This is a genomic window from Bradyrhizobium sp. HKCCYLRH2047 (genome assembly GCF_051168175.1).
Lineage (GTDB): Bacteria > Pseudomonadota > Alphaproteobacteria > Rhizobiales > Xanthobacteraceae > Bradyrhizobium.
Map to the genome: position 1 here is coordinate 12,705 of NZ_JBNPUM010000011.1, position 17,834 is coordinate 30,538.

Sequence of the window (17,834 nt, forward strand, 5' to 3'; positions counted from 1 at the left end):
GATGACGGGCCGCTGGTGAGGATGAGGCATGGCGCGTGATGCCCAGGCGGCTCTTGTCGCATTGAATCGCTTCGGCTTCGGCGCGCGTGGCGGCGCCTCGGGCGATCTCGTCAATGCGGCGTCGGACCCGCGCGGCTTCGTCAAGGCCGAGCTCGGCCGTCCCAATGGAGCGCTGCTGGAGGCGCCGGGCTTGCAGTCGACGCCCGCACTCGCCGCTGCCGTCTTCGCCTATCAGGACGAGGTCAAGCGGGCCCGCGAGGCCGCGAAGTCGGAGGCTGCGCCGCAGGACCCGTCCAGTCAGACGCGCGGCTTGTCCACGAACGGCGCGGACAAAGCCATGGCCGCGCCGCCCTCGGCAGCCCCGGCGGCCGGTGCCGACCCCGCACCCGCGATGCAGGGAGCGCCGGCAAAGCCCGCGCAGGCTCAGCAGCCGCCCAACGTCGTCCAGAAGACGTTCCGTGCTGAAGCGCTGGCGCGGCTGCAGCGCGCCGTGCTCGCCGATTGCGGCTTCACCGAGCGGCTGGTGGCGTTCTGGTCGAATCATTTCTGCATCTCAGCGGGCAAGGGCGAACTGGCGCGGATGTGGGCTGGCGCGTTCGAGCGCGAGGCGATCCGGCCGCACGTGCTCGGGCGCTTCGCCGACATGCTGAAGGCGGTCGAGCAGCATCCGGCGATGCTGTTCTTTCTCGACAACCAGGAATCGCTCGGACCGGACTCGCGCGCCGGCCAGAACCGCAAGCGCGGCCTCAACGAGAATCTCGCGCGCGAGATCATGGAGCTGCACACGCTGGGTGTCGGCGGCGGCTATAGCCAGGAGGACGTGACGTCGCTGGCGCGCATCATCACCGGCTGGAGCTTCGCCGGCCGCAACGCCCGCAACGCGGCGCCCGGCAGCTTCGTGTTCAATGCCAATGCGCATCAGCCAGGGCCGCAGACCCTGCTCGGCAAGGTCTACGGGGATGATGGCCTCGCCCAGGGCGAGGCTGCGCTCGGCGATATCGCGCGGCATCCGTCGACTGCGAAGTTCATCGCCACCAAGCTCGCGCGCCATTTCGTCGCCGATGATCCGCCGCCTGCGCTGGTCGCGCGGCTCGAGGCCGTATTCAAGAAGAGCGACGGCGATCTGAGAGCGGTGACGCTGGCGCTCGTCGATGCCGATGAAGCCTGGTCGGCACCGCTGACCAAGATCCGCTCGCCTTATGAGTTCCTGGTCGCGGGCGGCCGGCTGCTGGCGCGCGTGCCCGAGGATCCCGGCTTCTATCTCAATTCCCTGAACATGCTGGGACAGCCGCTGTGGGCGCCCGCAGGGCCGAACGGATTCGGCGGATACCACCGCGATGTGGGCCGCCCCCGAGGGCATGAAGCTGCGGCTGGACATCTCCGCGCAACTCGCCGCGCGTCTCGGCAACAATCTCGATCCCCGTGATCTGCTCGATCTCGCCGCGGGAGACGCGACTTCGACGGAGACGCGGCGCACGATCGAGCGTGCGGAATCGCGCCAGCAGGCGCTGGCGCTGCTGCTGATGTCGCCGGAATTCCAGAGGAGATGACGATGGACCGGATCGCGACCTCGCTGTTGACCTCGCGTCGCCACCTGCTGCTGGCAGGCGCGTCCTTTGCCGCCTGGGGCTATCTGCCGAAATTCGCGCGGGCCGCCGATCGGCGTGATCCACGGCTGATCGTCGTGATCCTGCGCGGCGCGCTCGATGGGCTCGCCACCGTGGCGCCGGTCGGCGATCCCGACTACGCCGGGCTGCATGGCGCGATTGCGCTGACGACGGCGGGACCGAATCCGGCGCTGCCGCTCGACTCGTTCTTTGCGCTGCATCCGGCGATGCCGGAATTCGCACGCATGTATCGCGACAAGCAGGCGGCGGTGGTTCACGCGGTCGCGACACCGTATCGCGAGCGCTCGCATTTCGATGGCCAGGACGTGCTCGAAAGCGGCTTTGCCGGTCCTGGCCGCGTGCAATCGGGCTGGCTGAACCGCGCAGTCGAGGCTCTGCCACGCGGCCCCCGCGTCACGGGCGCGCTCGCGGTCGGTCCGACGGCACCGCTGGTGCTGCGCGGCGCAGCGCCCACCGTCGGCTGGGCGCCGGTGACCTTGCCGCAGGCCGATGACGACACCGCGACGCGGCTGGTGGACCTCTATGCGCATCGCGATCCCGCATTGGCGGCTGCGCTGTCGCAGGGGCTCAAGCTCGACAAGGTCGCGTTCGGCGACGACATGAAGCCGAAGCCGGGCGGCAACCAGATCGCGGCGATGCGCCAGGTCGCGCGCGGCGCGGCGAAGCTGATCGCGGCGGATGATGGTCCGCGCATCGCTGCGCTGGCGTTCGACGGCTGGGACACCCATGCCAATGAAGGCGGCGCGGTCGGCCGGCTGGCGCAACTCCTGTCGGGTCTCGATGGTGCGCTCGCCGAGTTCGAGAGCGGGCTCGGCCCGCGCTGGCGCGATACGGTCGTGATGGTCGCAACCGAGTTCGGGCGCACGGCGAAGATCAACGGCACGCAAGGCACCGATCATGGCACCGGCACCGTCGCCCTGCTCGCCGGCGGTGCGGTGAAGGGCGGGCGGGTGATCGCCGACTGGCCGACGCTGAAGATGGCCAGCCTCTACCAGGGACGCGATCTTGCGCCGACCACGGATCTGCGCGCGGTGCTCAAGGGCGTGCTCGCCGATCATCTCGGCATCGGTGAGCACGCCCTCGGCGGCGCGGTGTTTCCGGACAGCGCGGCCGTGAAGCCGATCAAGGGGCTCGTGGCGTAGGGATCGCTTGCGCCCTGTCCTGATCGGGTCCCGTAGCGTTCAACGTCGCGGCATCAGCGGCGATTGCCGCAGGCGCATTGCATCGCGAAGTCTGCTACTCCCTGGCCTGCGGCATTCATCCTCAGGAGATCAGCATGTTCATCGCCATGAATCGTTTTCGCGTTGCCAAGGGTTCGGAGGCCGCCTTCGAGCAGGTCTGGCTGTCGCGCGACAGCCATCTCGACAAGGTGCCGGGCTTCGTCGAGTTTCACTTGTTGAAGGGACCGGAAGCCGAGGACCATACGCTCTACGCCTCGCACACCATCTGGGCGTCGAAGGGGGCGTTCGAGGACTGGACCAAGTCCGAAGCCTTCCGCATGGCCCACAAGGGCGCCGGCGACAACAAGCCGCTCTATCTCGGCCCGCCGCAGTTCGAGGGCTTCGAGGTGAGGCAGACGGTGGGTGGGAAGAAGTAGGACGTTGCTCGGGATTTGGATTCGAGCTGCCGCTGCGTAGCCGGTATGCTCCCTCTCCCCGTTCTTCACGGGGAGAGGGTTGGGGTGAGGGGCAGCGGCACGGGTGGTGGTCGTCGCGCTCGCCCGGTCTCGTCAGCTCGTGCTGTATTGCAGTCTCAACGGCTTCAGCACGATGAAGACCTGCGATGAGGTACGGCACATGCGAGGACCAGATCTGAAATCCGTCGGTCTTGCTCGGCGGCTCCGCACTGCCCAGACGAACGCGGAGAACACGCTGTGGGATAAGATACGCAGCCGTCGGCTGGATGGTCACAAGTTTGTTCGGCAGCTCCCGGTCGCAGAATATATCTGCGACTTCGTTTGTCGAGAGAGGCGCCTCATCGTTGAAATTGACGGGGGACAACACAGCGAGTCTAAGCAGGATGTTGTTCGCGATCGCCGTTTAGCGGAGGAAGGCTATCGGGTTCTTCGCTTTTGGAACAACGATGTCCTAGGAAATATCGAAGGCGTTCTGACGCTGATTCAAGATGAGCTGACGCGTGAGTAGTGGGCGCTCTGGCAAGGCTGCACCGCCCGATCCGCTGCCCCTCACCCCAGCCCTCTCCCCGTGAAGAACGGGGAGAGGGAGCCCACCGATCGCACGGCAGCATCTCGCTTTCCGCTCTCAGAGGTGGCCACGCCAAAAAAATGCGGCCCCGGTCAGAGACGGCGACTGACGGGGACCGCTGAAACGCGTGACCGGTGACGGGGGATGATCAGGCGCTCGATGGAGCGTAGGCCTGCCCCGTGACGGCGGCGTGACACCGTCCGCTCACAGCGCCTTGCGGTAGACGATGAAGCCCGAGCGCTCGGCGACCTTGTCGTAGAGCGCCTGTGCCGTGGTGTTGGTCTCATGCGTCTGCCAATAGACCCGCGGCGCACCGGCCTGTCGCGCTTCGCGGTAGACCGCCTCGATCAGCGCCCGGCCGACGCCCTTGCCGCGGGCGGCCTCGCTCGTGAACAGGTCGTTGAGATAGCAGAGCGGCCCGATCGTGGTGGTGGCGCGATGAAACAGGTAGTGCGCCAGGCCGATCAGCTCGCCGCCACACTCGGCGACCAGGGCATGCACCGGCTCGTCGGCATCGAAGAAGCGCGACCATGTCACGGCGGTCACCTCGCTCGGCAGCGCCGTCGGCCCCGAACGGCCGTAGAAGGCGTTGTAGCCGTCCCAGAGCGGCAACCAGCGATCATGATCGTCGCGCGCGATGGCGCGCACAGTGAGGGCTTCGTGCATGAAGGCTTCGCCGTCCGTTTGAATCTCGACGGACCTTCGATACGCGCAGCCGCGCTCGCGATCAATCCGAGACGGTCAGCGGCGGCACCGGTTCGGCGGCGGGCGGCCGCACCAGCTCGACATAGACAGACCGATCCTCCTCGGTCAGCGGCGAGAACGAAAGCTCGCCCCGCCGCTCGATCAGGATCAGCAGTGACGCCGCCAGCAGGATCGCGAGTGCCAGGGTCACGGCAACGATTACGACCGTCGATTTCATCGCCATCTTGTGCGCGAGACAATCATCGCCTGTTGTCGCGAAAACCGCGAAGGGTTGTCAAAATGGCTTCCTGTTAAGCGGGCATCGACAAGACGGCGCGGATCGACACCACCGCGATGGTGACGCTGACACCCAACGAGAGCGTGCTGGCCGCGATCGTCGCGACCACGGCGGTGGTCAGGCTCGGCGACAGGGTGAGCGTCGCGTCGTCGTGAAAGCCGCTGACGGGCGCCGGGAGCTCTCGGCGGAGGTCCGGCGCTAGCGGCCATGCCTGGCCGCGAACCCAACTGAACTTCGGAACGGAAGCAAGACGCCACCCGGACATGAAGTCGAAATCCCTTACCCATACATCCGCGAGCGAATCACTCGCAGAGGTAAATTCTAAGGTCGCGCTGGGCAGGATTGCGGCGGCAAATCAGAAAAAAGGGCAGAAACATGGCGTCGGCGGTGATCGTTCCCGCCATCGCGTGTATTTTCCCCGCTGTTCTACGGATAGTCGGTAGTCTTACGGTGAACGTGTCAGCCGTAGTCGGCAGCAATGCCTGCCGAATCGATCAGCGCCGGCTGCCAGTCCATCGCGACGAAGCCGGGCGTCTGCTCGACGCGGCGCAGCCAGCTGCGAATCTTCGGGAAGGTCGACAGATCGAAGTCGCAGCGATCGGCGACGTGGGTGTAGCCGTAGAGCGCGATGTCGGCGACCGTCAGCTGTTTCGCGGCGAAGTAGTCGTTGCTCTTGAGGTGATTCTCCATCACCTGGAGCGCGGCATAGCCACGCTCCATCCAGTCCTCCAGCGCATGGGTCTGCAGGTCGCGCCCGCCCTTGACCAGCAGCAGCCAGAAATAGGCGGCGCCGATGTTCGGCTCGAGCGCATGCTGTTCGAAGAACATCCACTGCAGCGCTTCGGCGCGCTCGATGCGCTGCTCCGGCACCAGCGGCGTGCCGCCGGCGACATACCAGAGGATCGCGTTCGATTCGGCGATGAAGCGGTCCTCGCCGACCTCCAGCAGCGGCACCTGGCCGCTGGGATTCTTGGCGAGAAAATCCGGCGTGCGGCTCTCGCCGCGCAGGATGTCGATCTCGATCGCCTGATAGGGCGCGTTCAGAAGCGCGAGCGCAAGGCGGACCTTGTAGCTGTTGCCTGACCGCTGCATCGAATAGAGCTTGTACATCCGGCCGGTTTCGAGTTCGAGGAATCAAGGGTTGGACGCATCGCGCATCCGGACGCCAGATCGTCCCGCAATGCGGCCAGACAATGATGCCGATGAGCGCAGGCTGCAAGAGCCGGCGGATGGAAAAAGTCGAAATGCGCTACTGCACTGCACTCTCGAATAACAACTTTCCAATAGATTCAAACAATCGAGATCACGCCTGCGCGATGCGCGCCTGTCCACCGATCTCGACCGCGCGATCGGTGAGTGCGCGGCGCAAGGTCAGCGCGAACAGGGTCATCAGAACGATGAGGCCCAGCGGTATCGTCGTCAGCCCGGCGACGCTGCGCGAGAGCAGCGGCACGATCCAGGCGGCCGCGAGCACGCTGAGCTCGTAGTCGCGAAAGCCGTTCGCGAGGCCGTGCCGGACGAAGAAGATGATCGCGACCGCAACGACGACGAGGTCGTAGTCGAGCACATAGGGCGTCGCCAGCAGGCTCGCGCTCGCCAGTGCCGACGCCTTGAGATCGAACGCCGCCTCGCTCCGCCACAGCCAGGCAAGTCCGGCCGCGAGCGACAGCGCCAGCAGGCTCTGCAGCGCATAGGCGGATCTGATATCGGCGCCCCAATGACGCGCGGCCGAGAACACCGACTGGATCTTCTCCCAGCCGGTGCCGCCTTGCTCGAGCACGACGCTCTGTGTGAAGGTCATCGACTGGAAGAAGGCGTGCCAGACGTCGTTGCCGAGCGCGGCGAAGCTGATCGCGACCAGCGCGGCCACCGTGGCGGTTGCCGCAGCAATCGTCGGCCAGCGAGCGCCTGCGAGCAGCGCCACGGGAATGAGCACGCCGAATTGCGGCTTGTAGGCGAGCAGGCCGATCAGGATGCCGGCCGTCCACGGCCGGCTGCGCTCCATCAGCAACAGCGCGCCGCCGAGCAGCGCCGCGGTGAAGAACGCGTTCTGGCCGTGACCGATGTTGACGAACACGGCGGGAAACGCGGTCGCGACCAGCAGGGTCTCGGAACGCGGCAGGATCGCGCGCATGACCGCGAGGTACGCGAGCAGGCTCGACACGACCCAGAGCGCGAGCCCGCCGGCATAGGGCAGCAGGGCGGTGATGGCGGCGATCGCGAAGAAGAAGGGCGGGTAGTGCCAGCCGAAGAACGGCACGTCGCGGCCGTCGAACACGGCCTTTTCCATCGCATGCTGCAGCGGCGGATCATAGGCGTCGGCCGCCTTGCCCTGAAGGGTCAGCACGCCTGCCGCATAGACGTTGGAGAAGTCGGTACCGATCGGCTTGCCGTTGCGGTCGATCAGGCCATCGGACAGCGCGATCCAGCCGGCGATGGCCACGATCGTGACCGCGAGCAGGATCCAGCTGTAGGACTTGATCCGCGTGGCCGTCAGCCAGTCGCCGGATCGCAGGGCGTACCCGATATTGGTCATTTCGGCCTGAAACTCTGGACAATCGTGGGGGCCACGCTAGCGGGGCCGCTTTAACGTTCCCTAAAGTCTTGGGAGCCATGTGCCCAAGCTTCTTGCGATGCAGCGCCCGGGGCCTTAAAAGCAAGCGTTTCCCTGACATGACTGGTCGTGGCCCGAAAAGGGTGATCCACGACGCCTGCATAGGAGCTGATGATGTCCTTTCTCGCCGCTGCGCTCGACCGTGTGAAGCCGTCCGCGACCATCGCGGTCACGGACAAAGCGCGCGTCCTCAAAGCGGCGGGGCGCAACGTCATCGGGCTGGGCGCCGGCGAGCCGGATTTCGACACGCCCGACAACATCAAGCAGGCCGCGATCAAGGCGATCCAGGACGGCAAAACCAAGTATACCGCGGTCGACGGCATCCCCGAGCTGAAGGAAGCCATCATCGGCAAGTTCCAGCGCGAGAACGGCCTGACCTACAAGCCGAACCAGGTGATCGTCGGCGTCGGCGGCAAGCAGGTGCTGTACAATGCGCTGATGGCGACCATCAATCCCGGCGACCAGGTGATCATCCCGGCGCCGTACTGGGTCAGCTATCCCGAGATGGTGGCGCTCGCCGGCGGCGAGCCGGTGCCAGTGGTCTGCACAGCCGCGCATGGCTTCAAGCTGCAGCCGGAGGCGCTGGAGAAGGCGATCACGCCGAAGACCAAATGGCTGATCCTGTGCTCGCCGTCGAACCCGACGGGCGCGGCCTACACCAAGGCCGAGCTGAAGGCGCTCACCGAGGTGCTGGTCAAGCATCCGCATGTCTGGATCATGACCGACGACATGTATGAGCATCTGGTCTATGACGACTTCGTGTTCACCACGCCGGCACAGGTCGAGCCGTCGCTGTACGACCGCACGCTGACCGTGAACGGCGTCTCCAAGGCCTATTGCATGACCGGCTGGCGCATCGGCTATGCCGGCGGCCCGGCGCACCTGATCAAGGCGATGGCGACGATCCAGTCGCAGTCGACCTCCAACCCGTGCTCGATCGCGCAATGGGCTGCCGTCGAAGCCTTGAATGGTCCGCAGGACTTCATCCCGGCCAACAACAAGGTGTTCAAGGAGCGCCGCGACCTCGTGGTGTCGATGCTGAACCAGGCCAGCGGCATCGAATGCCCGCGCCCCGAGGGCGCGTTCTACGTCTATCCGTCCTGCGCCGGCACGATCGGCAAGACCGCGCCGTCGGGCAAGGTGATCGACAATGACGAGGCCTTCGTCACCGAGCTGCTGGAGACCGAGGGCGTCGCGGTGGTGCACGGCTCGGCATTCGGCCTCGGCCCGGCATTCCGCATCTCCTACGCGACCAAGACCTCCGACCTCGAGGACGCCTGCAAGCGCATCCAGCGCTTCTGCGGCAATTTGAGGTAATCGGGCAACAGCGACCTTTGAATCTCTAAAGGTCAATTTCCGCACAGAAAGGCGCCATGTTTTGAACATGGCGCCTTTCTTTTGTCCGGGATCAAGTTGCGTGGCGTAAGGTTGGAGTTCGATGCGGCTGCTTGTGCTGTCGATCGTGGCGATGGTGATGCTCGTGCCGCTCGCGCAGGCCCATCAGGGCCGCCCGATGCGTGCGGGGGTTCTGGAGTGCGAGGGCCGCCGGACGGCCGGCAAGCTCGTGATGTCACAGGCCCGTCTGCGCTGCGTCTTCCGCAGCCAGGGCCGCGCGCCGGAGCGTTATGTCGCCAAGGTCCGCCGCTACGGTCTCGATCTCGGACTGACGGATCAGACCCGGATGGCGTGGGCGGTGTACGCGCCGGTCAACGATTTCGGCCGCAGCGAGCTGCGCGGGCGCTATGGCGGATTGTCGGCCAACGCCGCCGCGCTGGTCGGCTTCGGCGGCAGCTTCCTGGTGCGCGAGACCGATCGCGCCACCCAGCTGCAGCCGATCAGCCTGCAGGGGCAGACCGGCATGAACCTCGCCGCGGGAATCACCGAGGTCGAGCTGGTGCCGCTGCTGCCGATCCATCCGAGCCCGAGCCAGCCCTCGTCCTACTTCTCGCGCTACTACCGCTGAGCACGGCGACAATGCCTCGCAGCCGCGCTGTGCGAGAGCGTGCTTCGTTCAGCCAGATGAACGGCGCGCCGCTTCTGGTGCGGCTGTAAGCCTTGTGGCATAGATGTGATGGCTCGTGATCATCAGTCCCGATCACCGAGCGCCGCATCACATGTTCATTTCAGCCGGAGTTTTATTCATGCGCTCGACCATCCTCGCCGGGCTCACCGCTGCGGCCGTCCTCTGCATCGGCGGCGCTGCCCAGGCGCAAGATCGCGTGCGGGTCGGCGTCCTCGAATGCCGCGGCGGCGCCAGCGTCGGCTTCATCGTCGGCTCGGTCACCCATCTCGGCTGCGTGCTGCGCGCCGACGGGCTGCCGGAGGATCGTTACGTCGCGACCATCCGCAAGGTCGGCCTCGATCTCGGCATCACCCAGGAATCGCTGCTGGCCTGGGTGGTCTATGCGCCGGTCGCGCGGCTCGGGCCGGGCGATCTCTCCGGCGATTATGCCGGTGCGCAGGGTTCGGCCGCGGTCGGCGTCGGTGTCGGCGGCAACGTGCTGGTCGGCGGCTCCGCCAACTCGATCGCGCTGCAGCCGCTCAGCGTCCAGGGCCAGGTCGGCATCAGCGTCGCGGCGGGGCTGCAAAGCCTCGAATTGCGCCCGGGTCGGTGATCTTCCCTTTGCCGTGAACAGCGCTCTTCCCGCCATCGTGCGGGAAGACGGTGGGATCCCCCGCACTGCAGCAACGTTTTTCGCAGGCCGCCTGCTTGCCAAAGCGGCAGCCGAGGCAGAGCATTCGGCTTTGCCGACCCAATCAAGGGCCGAGCTCCACAACGAGGAGGCGGCGAATGGGACAAGACCTGAGAAGTCCCCGAGGTCCACGGTGCATCGCGCTGGTGGGCCCTTTCCAAAGCGGTAAAACCACTCTCTTGGAGGCGATCTTGGCGCGGACCGGCGCGATCGCGCGCGCGGGCAGCGTCGATGCCGGCACATCCGTCGGCGATGCCAGCCCGGAGGCGCGCCAGCACAAGATGAGCGTCGCCATGACGGCGGCGACCACGACCTTCATGGGCGACAGCTACACCTTCCTCGACTGTCCCGGCTCGATCGAGTTCATCCACGACATGCGCGCCGCGCTGCCGGCGGTCGATGCGGCGATCGTGGTCTGCGAGGCCGATGAGAAGAAGCTGCCGCAATTGCAGATCATCCTGCGCGAGCTCGAGCAGCTGCGCATCCCGCGTTTCCTGTTCCTCAACAAGATCGACCGCGCCAATGCACGCATCAGGGAGACGCTCGCGACCTTGCAGCCGGCCTCGCGCGTGCCGCTGGTGCTGCGCCAGATCCCGATCTGGAACGGCGAGCTGATCGAGGGCTTCGTCGACCTCGCATTGGAGCGCGCCTTCATCTATCGCGAGCACAAGGCCAGCGAGGTGATCGCGCTCGAAGGCGGCGATCTCGACCGTGAGAAGGAGGCGCGCTTCTCGATGCTGGAGAAGCTCGCCGATCACGACGATTCGCTGATGGAGCAGCTGCTGGAGGACATCCCGCCGCCGCGCGACGCCGTGTTCGATGATCTCGCGCGCGAATTGCGCGAGGGACTGATCTGCCCGGTGCTGCTGGGCTCGGCGCTGCGCGAGAACGGCGTGCTGCGGCTGATGAAGGCGCTGCGCCACGAGGCGCCCGGAATCGCCGAGACCGCGCGGCGGCTCGGTGTGAAGGACACCAAGGAGCCGCTCGGCTATGTCTTCAAGACGCTGCATTTGCAGCATGGCGGCAAGCTGTCATTGACGCGGGTGCTGTCCGGCCATCTCGACGACGGCGCGACGCTGCATGCCGCCTCGGGCGAGGCGGCGCGCGTATCCGGCATCCTGGCTGCGACCGGCGCCTATGACAGCAAGCGCGCGGGGGCCGAGGCCGGGGACACGGTGGCGCTCGGCAAGCTCGATGCGGTCAAGACCGGCGATACGGTTGCGACCGGCAAGACGGCGCCACCGCCGCTGGCAAAGGTGGAGGCGTGCCCGCCGGTGCTGGCGCTCTCGATCGCCGCCGTGGACCGCAAGGACGACGTCAAGCTCGGCCAGGCCTTGCAGCGGCTGCACGAGGAGGATCCGTCGCTGACCATGGTGCAGAACCCGCGCACCCACGACACCGTGCTGTGGGGGCAGGGCGAGATGCATCTGCGCGTCGCGCTGGAGCGGCTGCGCGACCGTTTCGGCGTCAACGTCAAATCGCACCAGCCTGCGATCGGCTATCAGGAGACCATCCGCAAGCCGATCACGCAGCGCGGCCGCCACAAGAAGCAGTCCGGCGGGCACGGCCAGTTCGGCGACGTCGTGCTCGACATCAAGCCGCTGCCGCGCGGCGAAGGCTTCCGCTTCGCCGAGAAGGTGGTCGGCGGCGCGGTGCCGCGCAACTACATCCCGGCGGTGGAGGAGGGCGTCGTCGACGCAATGGCCCGCGGCCCCCTGGGCTTTCCGGTGATCGACGTCGAGGTGACGCTCACCGACGGCTCCTATCACAGCGTTGATTCGTCCGACCTCGCGTTCCGCACCGCGGCGCGGGCCGGCGTCGGCGAAGGCCTGCCGCAATGCGCGCCGGTGCTGCTGGAGCCGATCCACACCGTCGAGATCGTCTGCCCGACGGAAGCGACCGCCAAGATCAACGCGATCCTGTCGGCGCGGCGCGGCCAGATCCTGTCCTTCGACACCCGTGACGGCTGGCCGGGCTGGGACTGCGTCCGCGCGATGATGCCGGAGGCGGAGATCGGCGAGCTGATCGTCGAACTGCGCTCGGCGACCGCCGGTGCCGGCAGCTTCACCCGCCAGTTCGACCACATGGCCGAGGTGACCGGCCGCGCCGCCGACCACATCATCGCTTCCCACCGCGACGCCGCCTGAGCCGAACGCGTCGCGCCGAACAGCACCGGCCCGTCATCCTCTCTCGGGATGGCGGGCCGGATCGCGTCATGGCCGTCGCTCGCCCGCGCGGGGAACGGACGGCGAGGGCCGGGTTCCAGCTTGATTCTGAGATCAGTTTGTGATGTATTTTACATCATTGTCTTTGTCTCAGACATCATTTATGGTGTCTGCCACGTGAGGCCATCGTGATCACGTCGTTCCAGATGCGGGCAGCGCGAGCGCTGCTCGGGATAGATCAGAGAACCTTGGCCGAGCTGGCCGGCGTGTCGCTGCCGACGATCCAGCGGATGGAAGCCTCCACGGGCAACGTCCGCGGCGTGGTGGACTCGCTGACCAAGGTCGTCGATGCGCTCAATCGTGCGGGCGTGGATCTGATCGGTGAGCATTCCCGCAGTGAGAATGGCGGGCGTGGTGTTCGCCTGAAGGACCCGGGGCCGCCCCGCCGCATGGGCCGTCAAACTGACATTGTGCGCGATGACGCGAGCTAGGCTCATCGCGCGCCACGGGGCTCCTGAGCGCTTCGTGTGGGACGCATCGTCGGCTGCGCCGCGGTCCGATGAGGCGACGGGAGCGTGGTCGGCATGAGCATCGCAAACGAACACCGTTCGCATGGGCGGGTCGGACATCATGAGCCGACCTTCGCCGAGCTTTATTCCCCCAAGCTCCTGACGGTCTTGCGCGAGGGCTACGGCCTCAGCGACTTTCGCGCCGACGCGCTGGCGGGCCTGACGGTGGCGATCGTGGCGCTGCCGCTGTCGATGGCGATCGCGATCGCCTCCGGTGTCTCGCCGGGGCGCGGCCTCTACACCGCGGTGGTCGGCGGCTTCCTGGTTTCGCTGCTCGGCGGCAGCCGCTTTCAGATCGGCGGTCCCGCGGGGGCCTTCATCGTGCTGGTCGCTGCGACGGTCGATCGCCAGGGTGTCGATGGCCTGCTGATCGCGGCGATGATGTCCGGCGTGATGCTGGTGATCGCCGGATATCTGCGGCTCGGCACCTACATCAAGTTCATTCCCTATCCGGTCACGGTCGGCTTCACCGCGGGCATCGCCGTCATCATCTTTGCCAGCCAGCTGAAGGATCTGTTCGGTATCACGCTTGCGGGCAAGGAGCCGGGCGAGCTGATCCCGAAGCTCGCGGCGCTCGCGCATGGCGCGCCGACCGCGACCATGCCTGCGGTCGCGACGGCCGCGCTGTCGATCGCGATCATCGTCGGCCTCAAGCATCTGCGGCCGACCTGGCCCGGCATCCTGATCGCGGTCGTGGTCGCCGCCATCATCACCTACGCGCTGCAGCTTCCCGTCGAGACCATCGGCACCCGCTTCGGCGGCATCCCGCGCGAGCTGCCGGCACCGGCGCTGCCGGCGTTTTCGCTTGCCAAGATCCAGGCGGTGTTTCCCGATGCGATTGCCTTCACGCTGCTCGGGGCGATCGAGTCGCTGCTCTCGGCCGTGGTCGCCGACGGCATGACCGGCCGCCGCCATCGCTCCAACTGCGAGCTGGTGGCGCAGGGCTTTGCCAATATCGGCTCGGCCTTGTTCGGCGGCATCTGCGTCACCGGAACCATCGCGCGCACCGCGACCAACGTCCGCGCCGGCGCGCGCGGGCCGGTGTCGGGCATGCTGCATTCGCTGTTTCTTTTGGTGTTCATGCTGATCGCGGCGCCGCTGGCGAGCTACATCCCGCTGTCGGCGCTGGCCGCGGTGCTCGTCGTTGTCGCCTGGAACATGGCCGAGAAGCACGAGTTCGCCACCCTGATCCGATCGTCCTGGGGCGATGCCACGGTGCTGCTCGCAACCTTCGGGCTGACGATCTTCCGCGATCTCACCGAGGGCATCCTGGTCGGCTTCGCGCTCGGCGCCGTGCTGTTCATCAACCGCATGGCGCAGATGACCGGCGTCGAGAGCGGGTCGCCTCTGGCCGCAAAGGACCGCGCCGACTTCGAGGATGAGGCGCGGGTGCCGTACAATCCGAAGCTCAGCGCCGACAAGGACGTGCTGGTCTATCGCATCACCGGCGCGTTCTTCTTCGGCGCCGCCTCGACCGTCGGCACCGTGCTCGACTCGATCGCCGACCGCCGCAAGGCCTTCGTGGTCGACTTCGCAGCGGTGCCGTTCCTGGATTCGACAGCCGCCAACGCCATGAGCCGCGTCGCCGCCAAGGCCAGGCGCCAGGGCATCCGCCTGTTCATCACCGGCGCATCACCGACCGTGCGCCGGGCGCTGCTGACCCACGGCGTGCGGCCGCCGCTGGTGCGCTTCCGCGAGACCATCGAGCGCGCGGTCGCCGACATCAAGGGCAAGGAGACGCCGCAGGAGGACATCTCCGACGGGCTGGCGGCGAGCTGAGTCCGGCCTCGCGCGCCGGTCTCCACCGAGGCGCACCGACGGCCGGCTTCGTCGTCGCGGCCGGTTCGACTGCCCGCAGCATTGACTCCGGCCGGAGCTTGTCCGATGTCACGGCCATGACCGTCGCCGCCAAACCCCGCGCCGCGTGCCTGATCGGCTGGCCTGCCGCGCATTCGCGCTCGCCCCTGATCCATCATCATTGGCTGCACGAGCTCGGCATTGCCGGCGGCTACACCATCGAGGCGGTGCCGCCGGAAGAGCTTGCGGATTTCGTCACGCATCTCGACCGCCGCGGCTTCGTCGGCGCCAATGTCACCATTCCGCACAAGGAGCGCGTGCTGGAGCTGACCGAGCCGGACGCGCGCGCCCGTGCCGTCGGCGCCGCGAATACGTTGTGGTACGAGGACCGCATCCTGCGGGCCACCAACACCGACGTCGAAGGCTTCATCGGCAACCTGGATGCCGCCGCCCCGGGCTGGGACCGCACCGACGAGGCGCTGGTGCTCGGCTCCGGCGGCTCGGCGCGGGCCGTCGTGTTCGGTCTGCTCGAGCGCGGCATCGGCCGCGTCCATGTGGTCAACCGCACCGCTGCGCGCGCGCAGGCGCTGGCCGATCAGTTCGGCGACCGGGTCGTTGCCGAAGGCTGGGATCGCGTCGGCGCGCTGCTGCCGCGCGCGGGCCTGTTCGTGAACACCACCTCGCTCGGCATGCACGGCCAGCCGCCGCTCGAGCTCGACGTCGATCTGCTGTCGCCGCACGCCGTGGTCGCCGACCTCGTCTACGTGCCACTGGAGACGCGATTGCTCGGCGCCGCGCGATCGCGGGGCCTGCGCACCGCCGATGGGCTCGGCATGCTGCTGCACCAGGCGGTGCGCGGCTTCGAATTGTGGTTCCACCGCCGCCCCCAGGTCACGCCCGAACTGCGCGCGTTGGTCGAGGCTGATCTCACAAGGGCTTGAGTGTGGAATGAGCGGCCCTCTCCGGCGTTTCACTCGTCAGATGCCCGCGTCTCCGATACGAGCGCGGAACGCGTCTCTCGAGCCCTCGGAGTTTTCAGCATGTCTGCCCGTCTCGTTCTGATCCGTCCGGTCGCCGCGCTCGCAATGGTTGCGGCGGCGTCGCTGACCGCCATCGCGCAGCAGGCGCCAGTGCCGACGCGCGTGCGCGGCGCCATCGAAAGCGTCGACGCCGATACCATGACGGTGAAAGCCCGCAGCGGCGAGATCTTCAAGCTCCGCATGGCCGGTGATCTGCGCGTCTCGGGTGTCGTCAAGGCGCAGCTTTCCGACATCAAGCTGGGCTCGTTCATCGGCGCCACCACGGTGCCCGGTCCGGACGGCGCGCCGAAGGCGGTCGAGATCCACATTTTTCCCGAGGACATGCGCGGCACGGGCGAAGGCTCGCGGTCGTGGGACCTGAAGCCGAACTCGAGCATGACCAACGCCACCGTATCCGAAAGCTCGGTCTCGACCGACGGCCATACGTTGCTGGTCAAGTACAAGGGCGGCGAGAAGCGCGTCGACATCGCGCCGGACACGCCGATCGTGACCTTCGTGCCCGGCGACAAGTCCGAGCTGAAAGCCGGCGCCAAGGTGATCGCGATCGTCAAGCCGTTGCCTGACGGTTCGCTCGAGACCAGCCGCGTCAGCGTCGGCCGCGATGGGCTGACGCCGCCGATGTGAGCGGCGCCGCGAGCACGGTGCGCTCCCTCTCCCCTTAGACCCTCGACCCAACTCCGCCTAATCCGCCAGCACCTTGCGGTCGATCTCGGCCACCGTGTTAACGCCGCACAGGCCCATCGTCGTCAAGAGCTCGTTGCGGATGATGTCGATGGCCTTGGCGACGCCGGCCTGGCCGCCGGCACCGAGGCCGTAGGCATAGGCACGGCCGAGCATGCAGGACTTGGCACCGAGCGCGAGCGCGCGCATCACGTCCTGGCCGGAGCGGATGCCGCCATCGAACATGATCTCGATCTTGTCGCCGACTGCTTCCGCAATGCCGGGCAGCACGTGGATCGAGGACGGCGCGCCGTCGAGCTGGCGGCCGCCGTGGTTGGAGACGACCAGCGCCTGCGCGCCGGTGGCGGCCGCGAGCTTGGCGTCCTCGATGTCGTGGATGCCCTTGATGATCAGCTTGCCCGGCCAGATCGAGCGGATCCAGTCGACGTCCTTCCAGTTCAGCGAGGTGTCGAACTGCGCCGCGGTCCAGGCCGAGAGCTTGGTGAGATCCTCGGTGTTCTTCACGTGGCCGGCGATGTTGCCGAACGTCCGGCGCTTGCCCTGCAGCACGCCCTGCACCCAGGCCGGCCTGATCGCGAAATCGAACAGCTTCGACAGCGTCCATTCCGGCGGCACGCTCATGCCGTTCTTGATGTCCTGGTGACGTTGGCCGATCACCTGCAGGTCGACGGTCAGGCATAGTGCGCTGCACTTCGCGGCGATCGCGCGCTCGACCAGGGCCTTGATGAAGCCGCGGTCCTTCATGACGTAGAGCTGGAACCAGAACGGCTTCTCGACGCTAGCAGCGATGTCCTCGATCGAGCAGATCGACATCGTGCTCTGCGTGAACGGGATGCCGGCGGCCTGCGCTGCGCGGCAGGCGTGAATCTCGCCGTCGCCGTGCTGCATGCCCAGGAGGCCGACCGGCGCCAGGATCAGCGGCATCGACGCGGGCTCGCCGAGGATCGTCGTCGACAGATCGCGCTTGGACACGTCGACCAGGATGCGCTGGCGGAATTTGATCTTCTGCAGATCGTCGCGGTTGGCGCGCAGCGTCTCCTCGGCATAGGAGCCGCGATCGGCGTAGTCGAAGAAGGCTTTGGGCACGCGGCGCTTGTGCAGCAGGCGCAGGTCTTCAATGCAGGTGACGTGTTTCATCGCGGTCTTCGGCTCCCCACCGGCGTCTCGTTTCTTAAGGCTGGGGCAGTCATCTAGCATCTTTGCGGCGCCTGCCAAATCCAACTTGGGAACCGCAACGGCGTCTGGGCAAGGCAGGGCAAACTGCGCGCGTCACGCAACACGACGTCGGGGCTGCCGGAGCGAGCACATTCCGGCTGCGGCGGGCTCCGGCGGGCGAGCCCTCCGGAGCCGTCAGGTCGAATGAAAAATTAGCCTTAACAACGGCTTACAGAGGCTATGGCGGTTTCGTGGTAATGATTCATCATATTTTTTGAAGCCATCTTAGCCTTAAGGCGACTATAA

The 17,834-nt window shown here is 66.8% G+C and carries 17 protein-coding genes and 1 pseudogene; 12 read left to right on the forward strand and 6 right to left on the reverse strand.

All coding sequences use genetic code 11. The features are described 5' to 3' along the window. Window positions 1–28 precede the first annotated feature (28 nt). The 4 genes and pseudogenes from ACQR1D_RS24420 to ACQR1D_RS24435 all read left to right on the forward strand — a co-directional run bounded on the left by ACQR1D_RS24420 (window position 29) and on the right by ACQR1D_RS24435 (window position 3,772). Window positions 29–1,550 (forward strand): annotated as a pseudogene (locus ACQR1D_RS24420) (DUF1800 domain-containing protein). Beyond that, window positions 1,547–2,770, forward strand: a complete 1,224-nt coding sequence (locus ACQR1D_RS24425) for a DUF1501 domain-containing protein (RefSeq protein WP_316237591.1) — start codon at window positions 1,547–1,549, stop codon at window positions 2,768–2,770. The pseudogene ACQR1D_RS24420 and the gene ACQR1D_RS24425 overlap by 4 nt, the downstream one beginning before the upstream one ends. A 134-nt stretch (window positions 2,771–2,904) precedes the next feature. Continuing rightward, window positions 2,905–3,225: an antibiotic biosynthesis monooxygenase family protein gene (locus ACQR1D_RS24430; RefSeq protein WP_315803304.1), complete on the forward strand. Its 321-nt coding sequence runs from the start codon at window positions 2,905–2,907 to the stop codon at window positions 3,223–3,225. A 103-nt stretch (window positions 3,226–3,328) separates the two neighbouring features. Next, window positions 3,329–3,772, forward strand: coding sequence for an endonuclease domain-containing protein (locus ACQR1D_RS24435; RefSeq protein ID WP_316177599.1), 444 nt, complete (start codon window positions 3,329–3,331; stop codon window positions 3,770–3,772). A 264-nt stretch (window positions 3,773–4,036) separates the two neighbouring features. Here the strand turns inward: ACQR1D_RS24435 and ACQR1D_RS24440 are convergent, their stop codons facing one another. The 5 genes from ACQR1D_RS24440 to ACQR1D_RS24460 form a co-directional block, all read right to left on the reverse strand. Further along, window positions 4,037–4,498 carry a GNAT family N-acetyltransferase gene (locus ACQR1D_RS24440; protein ID WP_434894116.1) on the reverse strand — a complete coding sequence of 154 codons (462 nt, stop codon included), beginning with the start codon at window positions 4,496–4,498 and terminating at the stop codon, window positions 4,037–4,039. Window positions 4,499–4,559: 61 nt separating this feature from the next. Continuing rightward, entirely contained in the window at window positions 4,560–4,760 is a 201-nt protein-coding gene (locus tag ACQR1D_RS24445; protein WP_316217490.1) for a hypothetical protein, read from the reverse strand. 67 nt (window positions 4,761–4,827) lie between these two features. After that, window positions 4,828–5,079: a hypothetical protein gene (locus ACQR1D_RS24450; protein WP_434894115.1), complete on the reverse strand. Its 252-nt coding sequence runs from the start codon at window positions 5,077–5,079 to the stop codon at window positions 4,828–4,830. A 194-nt stretch (window positions 5,080–5,273) separates the two neighbouring features. Further along, entirely contained in the window at window positions 5,274–5,924 is a 651-nt protein-coding gene (locus ACQR1D_RS24455; protein WP_315803309.1) for a glutathione S-transferase family protein, read from the reverse strand. Between the two features lie 193 nt (window positions 5,925–6,117). Further along, the gene (locus tag ACQR1D_RS24460; protein WP_434894114.1) at window positions 6,118–7,350 is read right to left on the reverse strand and encodes a glycosyltransferase family 87 protein; all 1,233 of its coding nucleotides are present in this window, start codon (window positions 7,348–7,350) and stop codon (window positions 6,118–6,120) included. Between the two features lie 192 nt (window positions 7,351–7,542). Between ACQR1D_RS24460 and ACQR1D_RS24465 the strand changes: the two genes are divergently transcribed. The 8 genes from ACQR1D_RS24465 to ACQR1D_RS24500 all read left to right on the forward strand — a co-directional run bounded on the left by ACQR1D_RS24465 (window position 7,543) and on the right by ACQR1D_RS24500 (window position 16,316). Continuing rightward, window positions 7,543–8,745, forward strand: coding sequence for a pyridoxal phosphate-dependent aminotransferase (locus tag ACQR1D_RS24465; protein WP_315733933.1), 1,203 nt, complete (start codon window positions 7,543–7,545; stop codon window positions 8,743–8,745). Window positions 8,746–8,866: 121 nt separating this feature from the next. Next, window positions 8,867–9,391, forward strand: a complete 525-nt coding sequence (locus ACQR1D_RS24470; RefSeq protein ID WP_434894113.1) for a DUF992 domain-containing protein — start codon at window positions 8,867–8,869, stop codon at window positions 9,389–9,391. Window positions 9,392–9,569: 178 nt separating this feature from the next. Continuing rightward, a complete protein-coding gene (locus ACQR1D_RS24475) occupies window positions 9,570–10,043 on the forward strand; it encodes a DUF992 domain-containing protein (RefSeq protein WP_315803312.1) in 474 nt (157 codons plus the stop codon). Window positions 10,044–10,219: 176 nt separating this feature from the next. Next, window positions 10,220–12,268: an elongation factor G gene (locus ACQR1D_RS24480; protein WP_434894112.1), complete on the forward strand. Its 2,049-nt coding sequence runs from the start codon at window positions 10,220–10,222 to the stop codon at window positions 12,266–12,268. A gap of 206 nt (window positions 12,269–12,474) precedes the next feature. After that, window positions 12,475–12,777 (forward strand): helix-turn-helix domain-containing protein, encoded by a 303-nt coding sequence (locus ACQR1D_RS24485; RefSeq protein ID WP_315757334.1) that lies wholly within the window; start codon window positions 12,475–12,477, stop codon window positions 12,775–12,777. Window positions 12,778–12,870: 93 nt separating this feature from the next. Continuing rightward, on the forward strand, window positions 12,871–14,634 hold the full coding sequence (locus ACQR1D_RS24490; RefSeq protein ID WP_434894111.1) for a SulP family inorganic anion transporter: 1,764 nt from the start codon (window positions 12,871–12,873) through the stop codon (window positions 14,632–14,634). Between the two features lie 116 nt (window positions 14,635–14,750). After that, window positions 14,751–15,593 (forward strand): shikimate dehydrogenase, encoded by an 843-nt coding sequence (locus ACQR1D_RS24495; protein WP_316177613.1) that lies wholly within the window; start codon window positions 14,751–14,753, stop codon window positions 15,591–15,593. Between the two features lie 144 nt (window positions 15,594–15,737). Further along, window positions 15,738–16,316 (forward strand): hypothetical protein, encoded by a 579-nt coding sequence (locus ACQR1D_RS24500; RefSeq protein WP_315803494.1) that lies wholly within the window; start codon window positions 15,738–15,740, stop codon window positions 16,314–16,316. A gap of 57 nt (window positions 16,317–16,373) precedes the next feature. On the opposite strand, the gene ACQR1D_RS24505 is transcribed toward ACQR1D_RS24500, so the two are convergent. Then, complete coding sequence (locus tag ACQR1D_RS24505) at window positions 16,374–17,510, reverse strand: alpha-hydroxy acid oxidase (protein ID WP_315803316.1); 1,137 nt, start codon at window positions 17,508–17,510, stop codon at window positions 16,374–16,376. Window positions 17,511–17,834: the final 324 nt, after the last annotated feature.

Coding starts and splice junctions, on each gene's coding strand:
- ACQR1D_RS24425 (WP_316237591.1), top strand. CDS start 1,547: ATGACGATGGACCGGATCGCGACCTCGCTGTTGACCTCGCGTCGCCAC.
- ACQR1D_RS24430 (WP_315803304.1), top strand. CDS start 2,905: ATGTTCATCGCCATGAATCGTTTTCGCGTTGCCAAGGGTTCGGAGGCC.
- ACQR1D_RS24440 (WP_434894116.1), bottom strand. CDS start 4,498: ATGCACGAAGCCCTCACTGTGCGCGCCATCGCGCGCGACGATCATGAT.
- ACQR1D_RS24445 (WP_316217490.1), bottom strand. CDS start 4,760: ATGGCGATGAAATCGACGGTCGTAATCGTTGCCGTGACCCTGGCACTC.
- ACQR1D_RS24450 (WP_434894115.1), bottom strand. CDS start 5,079: ATGTCCGGGTGGCGTCTTGCTTCCGTTCCGAAGTTCAGTTGGGTTCGC.
- ACQR1D_RS24455 (WP_315803309.1), bottom strand. CDS start 5,924: ATGTACAAGCTCTATTCGATGCAGCGGTCAGGCAACAGCTACAAGGTC.
- ACQR1D_RS24460 (WP_434894114.1), bottom strand. CDS start 7,350: ATGACCAATATCGGGTACGCCCTGCGATCCGGCGACTGGCTGACGGCC.
- ACQR1D_RS24465 (WP_315733933.1), top strand. CDS start 7,543: ATGTCCTTTCTCGCCGCTGCGCTCGACCGTGTGAAGCCGTCCGCGACC.
- ACQR1D_RS24470 (WP_434894113.1), top strand. CDS start 8,867: ATGCGGCTGCTTGTGCTGTCGATCGTGGCGATGGTGATGCTCGTGCCG.
- ACQR1D_RS24475 (WP_315803312.1), top strand. CDS start 9,570: ATGCGCTCGACCATCCTCGCCGGGCTCACCGCTGCGGCCGTCCTCTGC.
- ACQR1D_RS24480 (WP_434894112.1), top strand. CDS start 10,220: ATGGGACAAGACCTGAGAAGTCCCCGAGGTCCACGGTGCATCGCGCTG.
- ACQR1D_RS24490 (WP_434894111.1), top strand. CDS start 12,871: ATGAGCATCGCAAACGAACACCGTTCGCATGGGCGGGTCGGACATCAT.
- ACQR1D_RS24495 (WP_316177613.1), top strand. CDS start 14,751: ATGACCGTCGCCGCCAAACCCCGCGCCGCGTGCCTGATCGGCTGGCCT.
- ACQR1D_RS24500 (WP_315803494.1), top strand. CDS start 15,738: ATGGTTGCGGCGGCGTCGCTGACCGCCATCGCGCAGCAGGCGCCAGTG.
- ACQR1D_RS24505 (WP_315803316.1), bottom strand. CDS start 17,510: ATGAAACACGTCACCTGCATTGAAGACCTGCGCCTGCTGCACAAGCGC.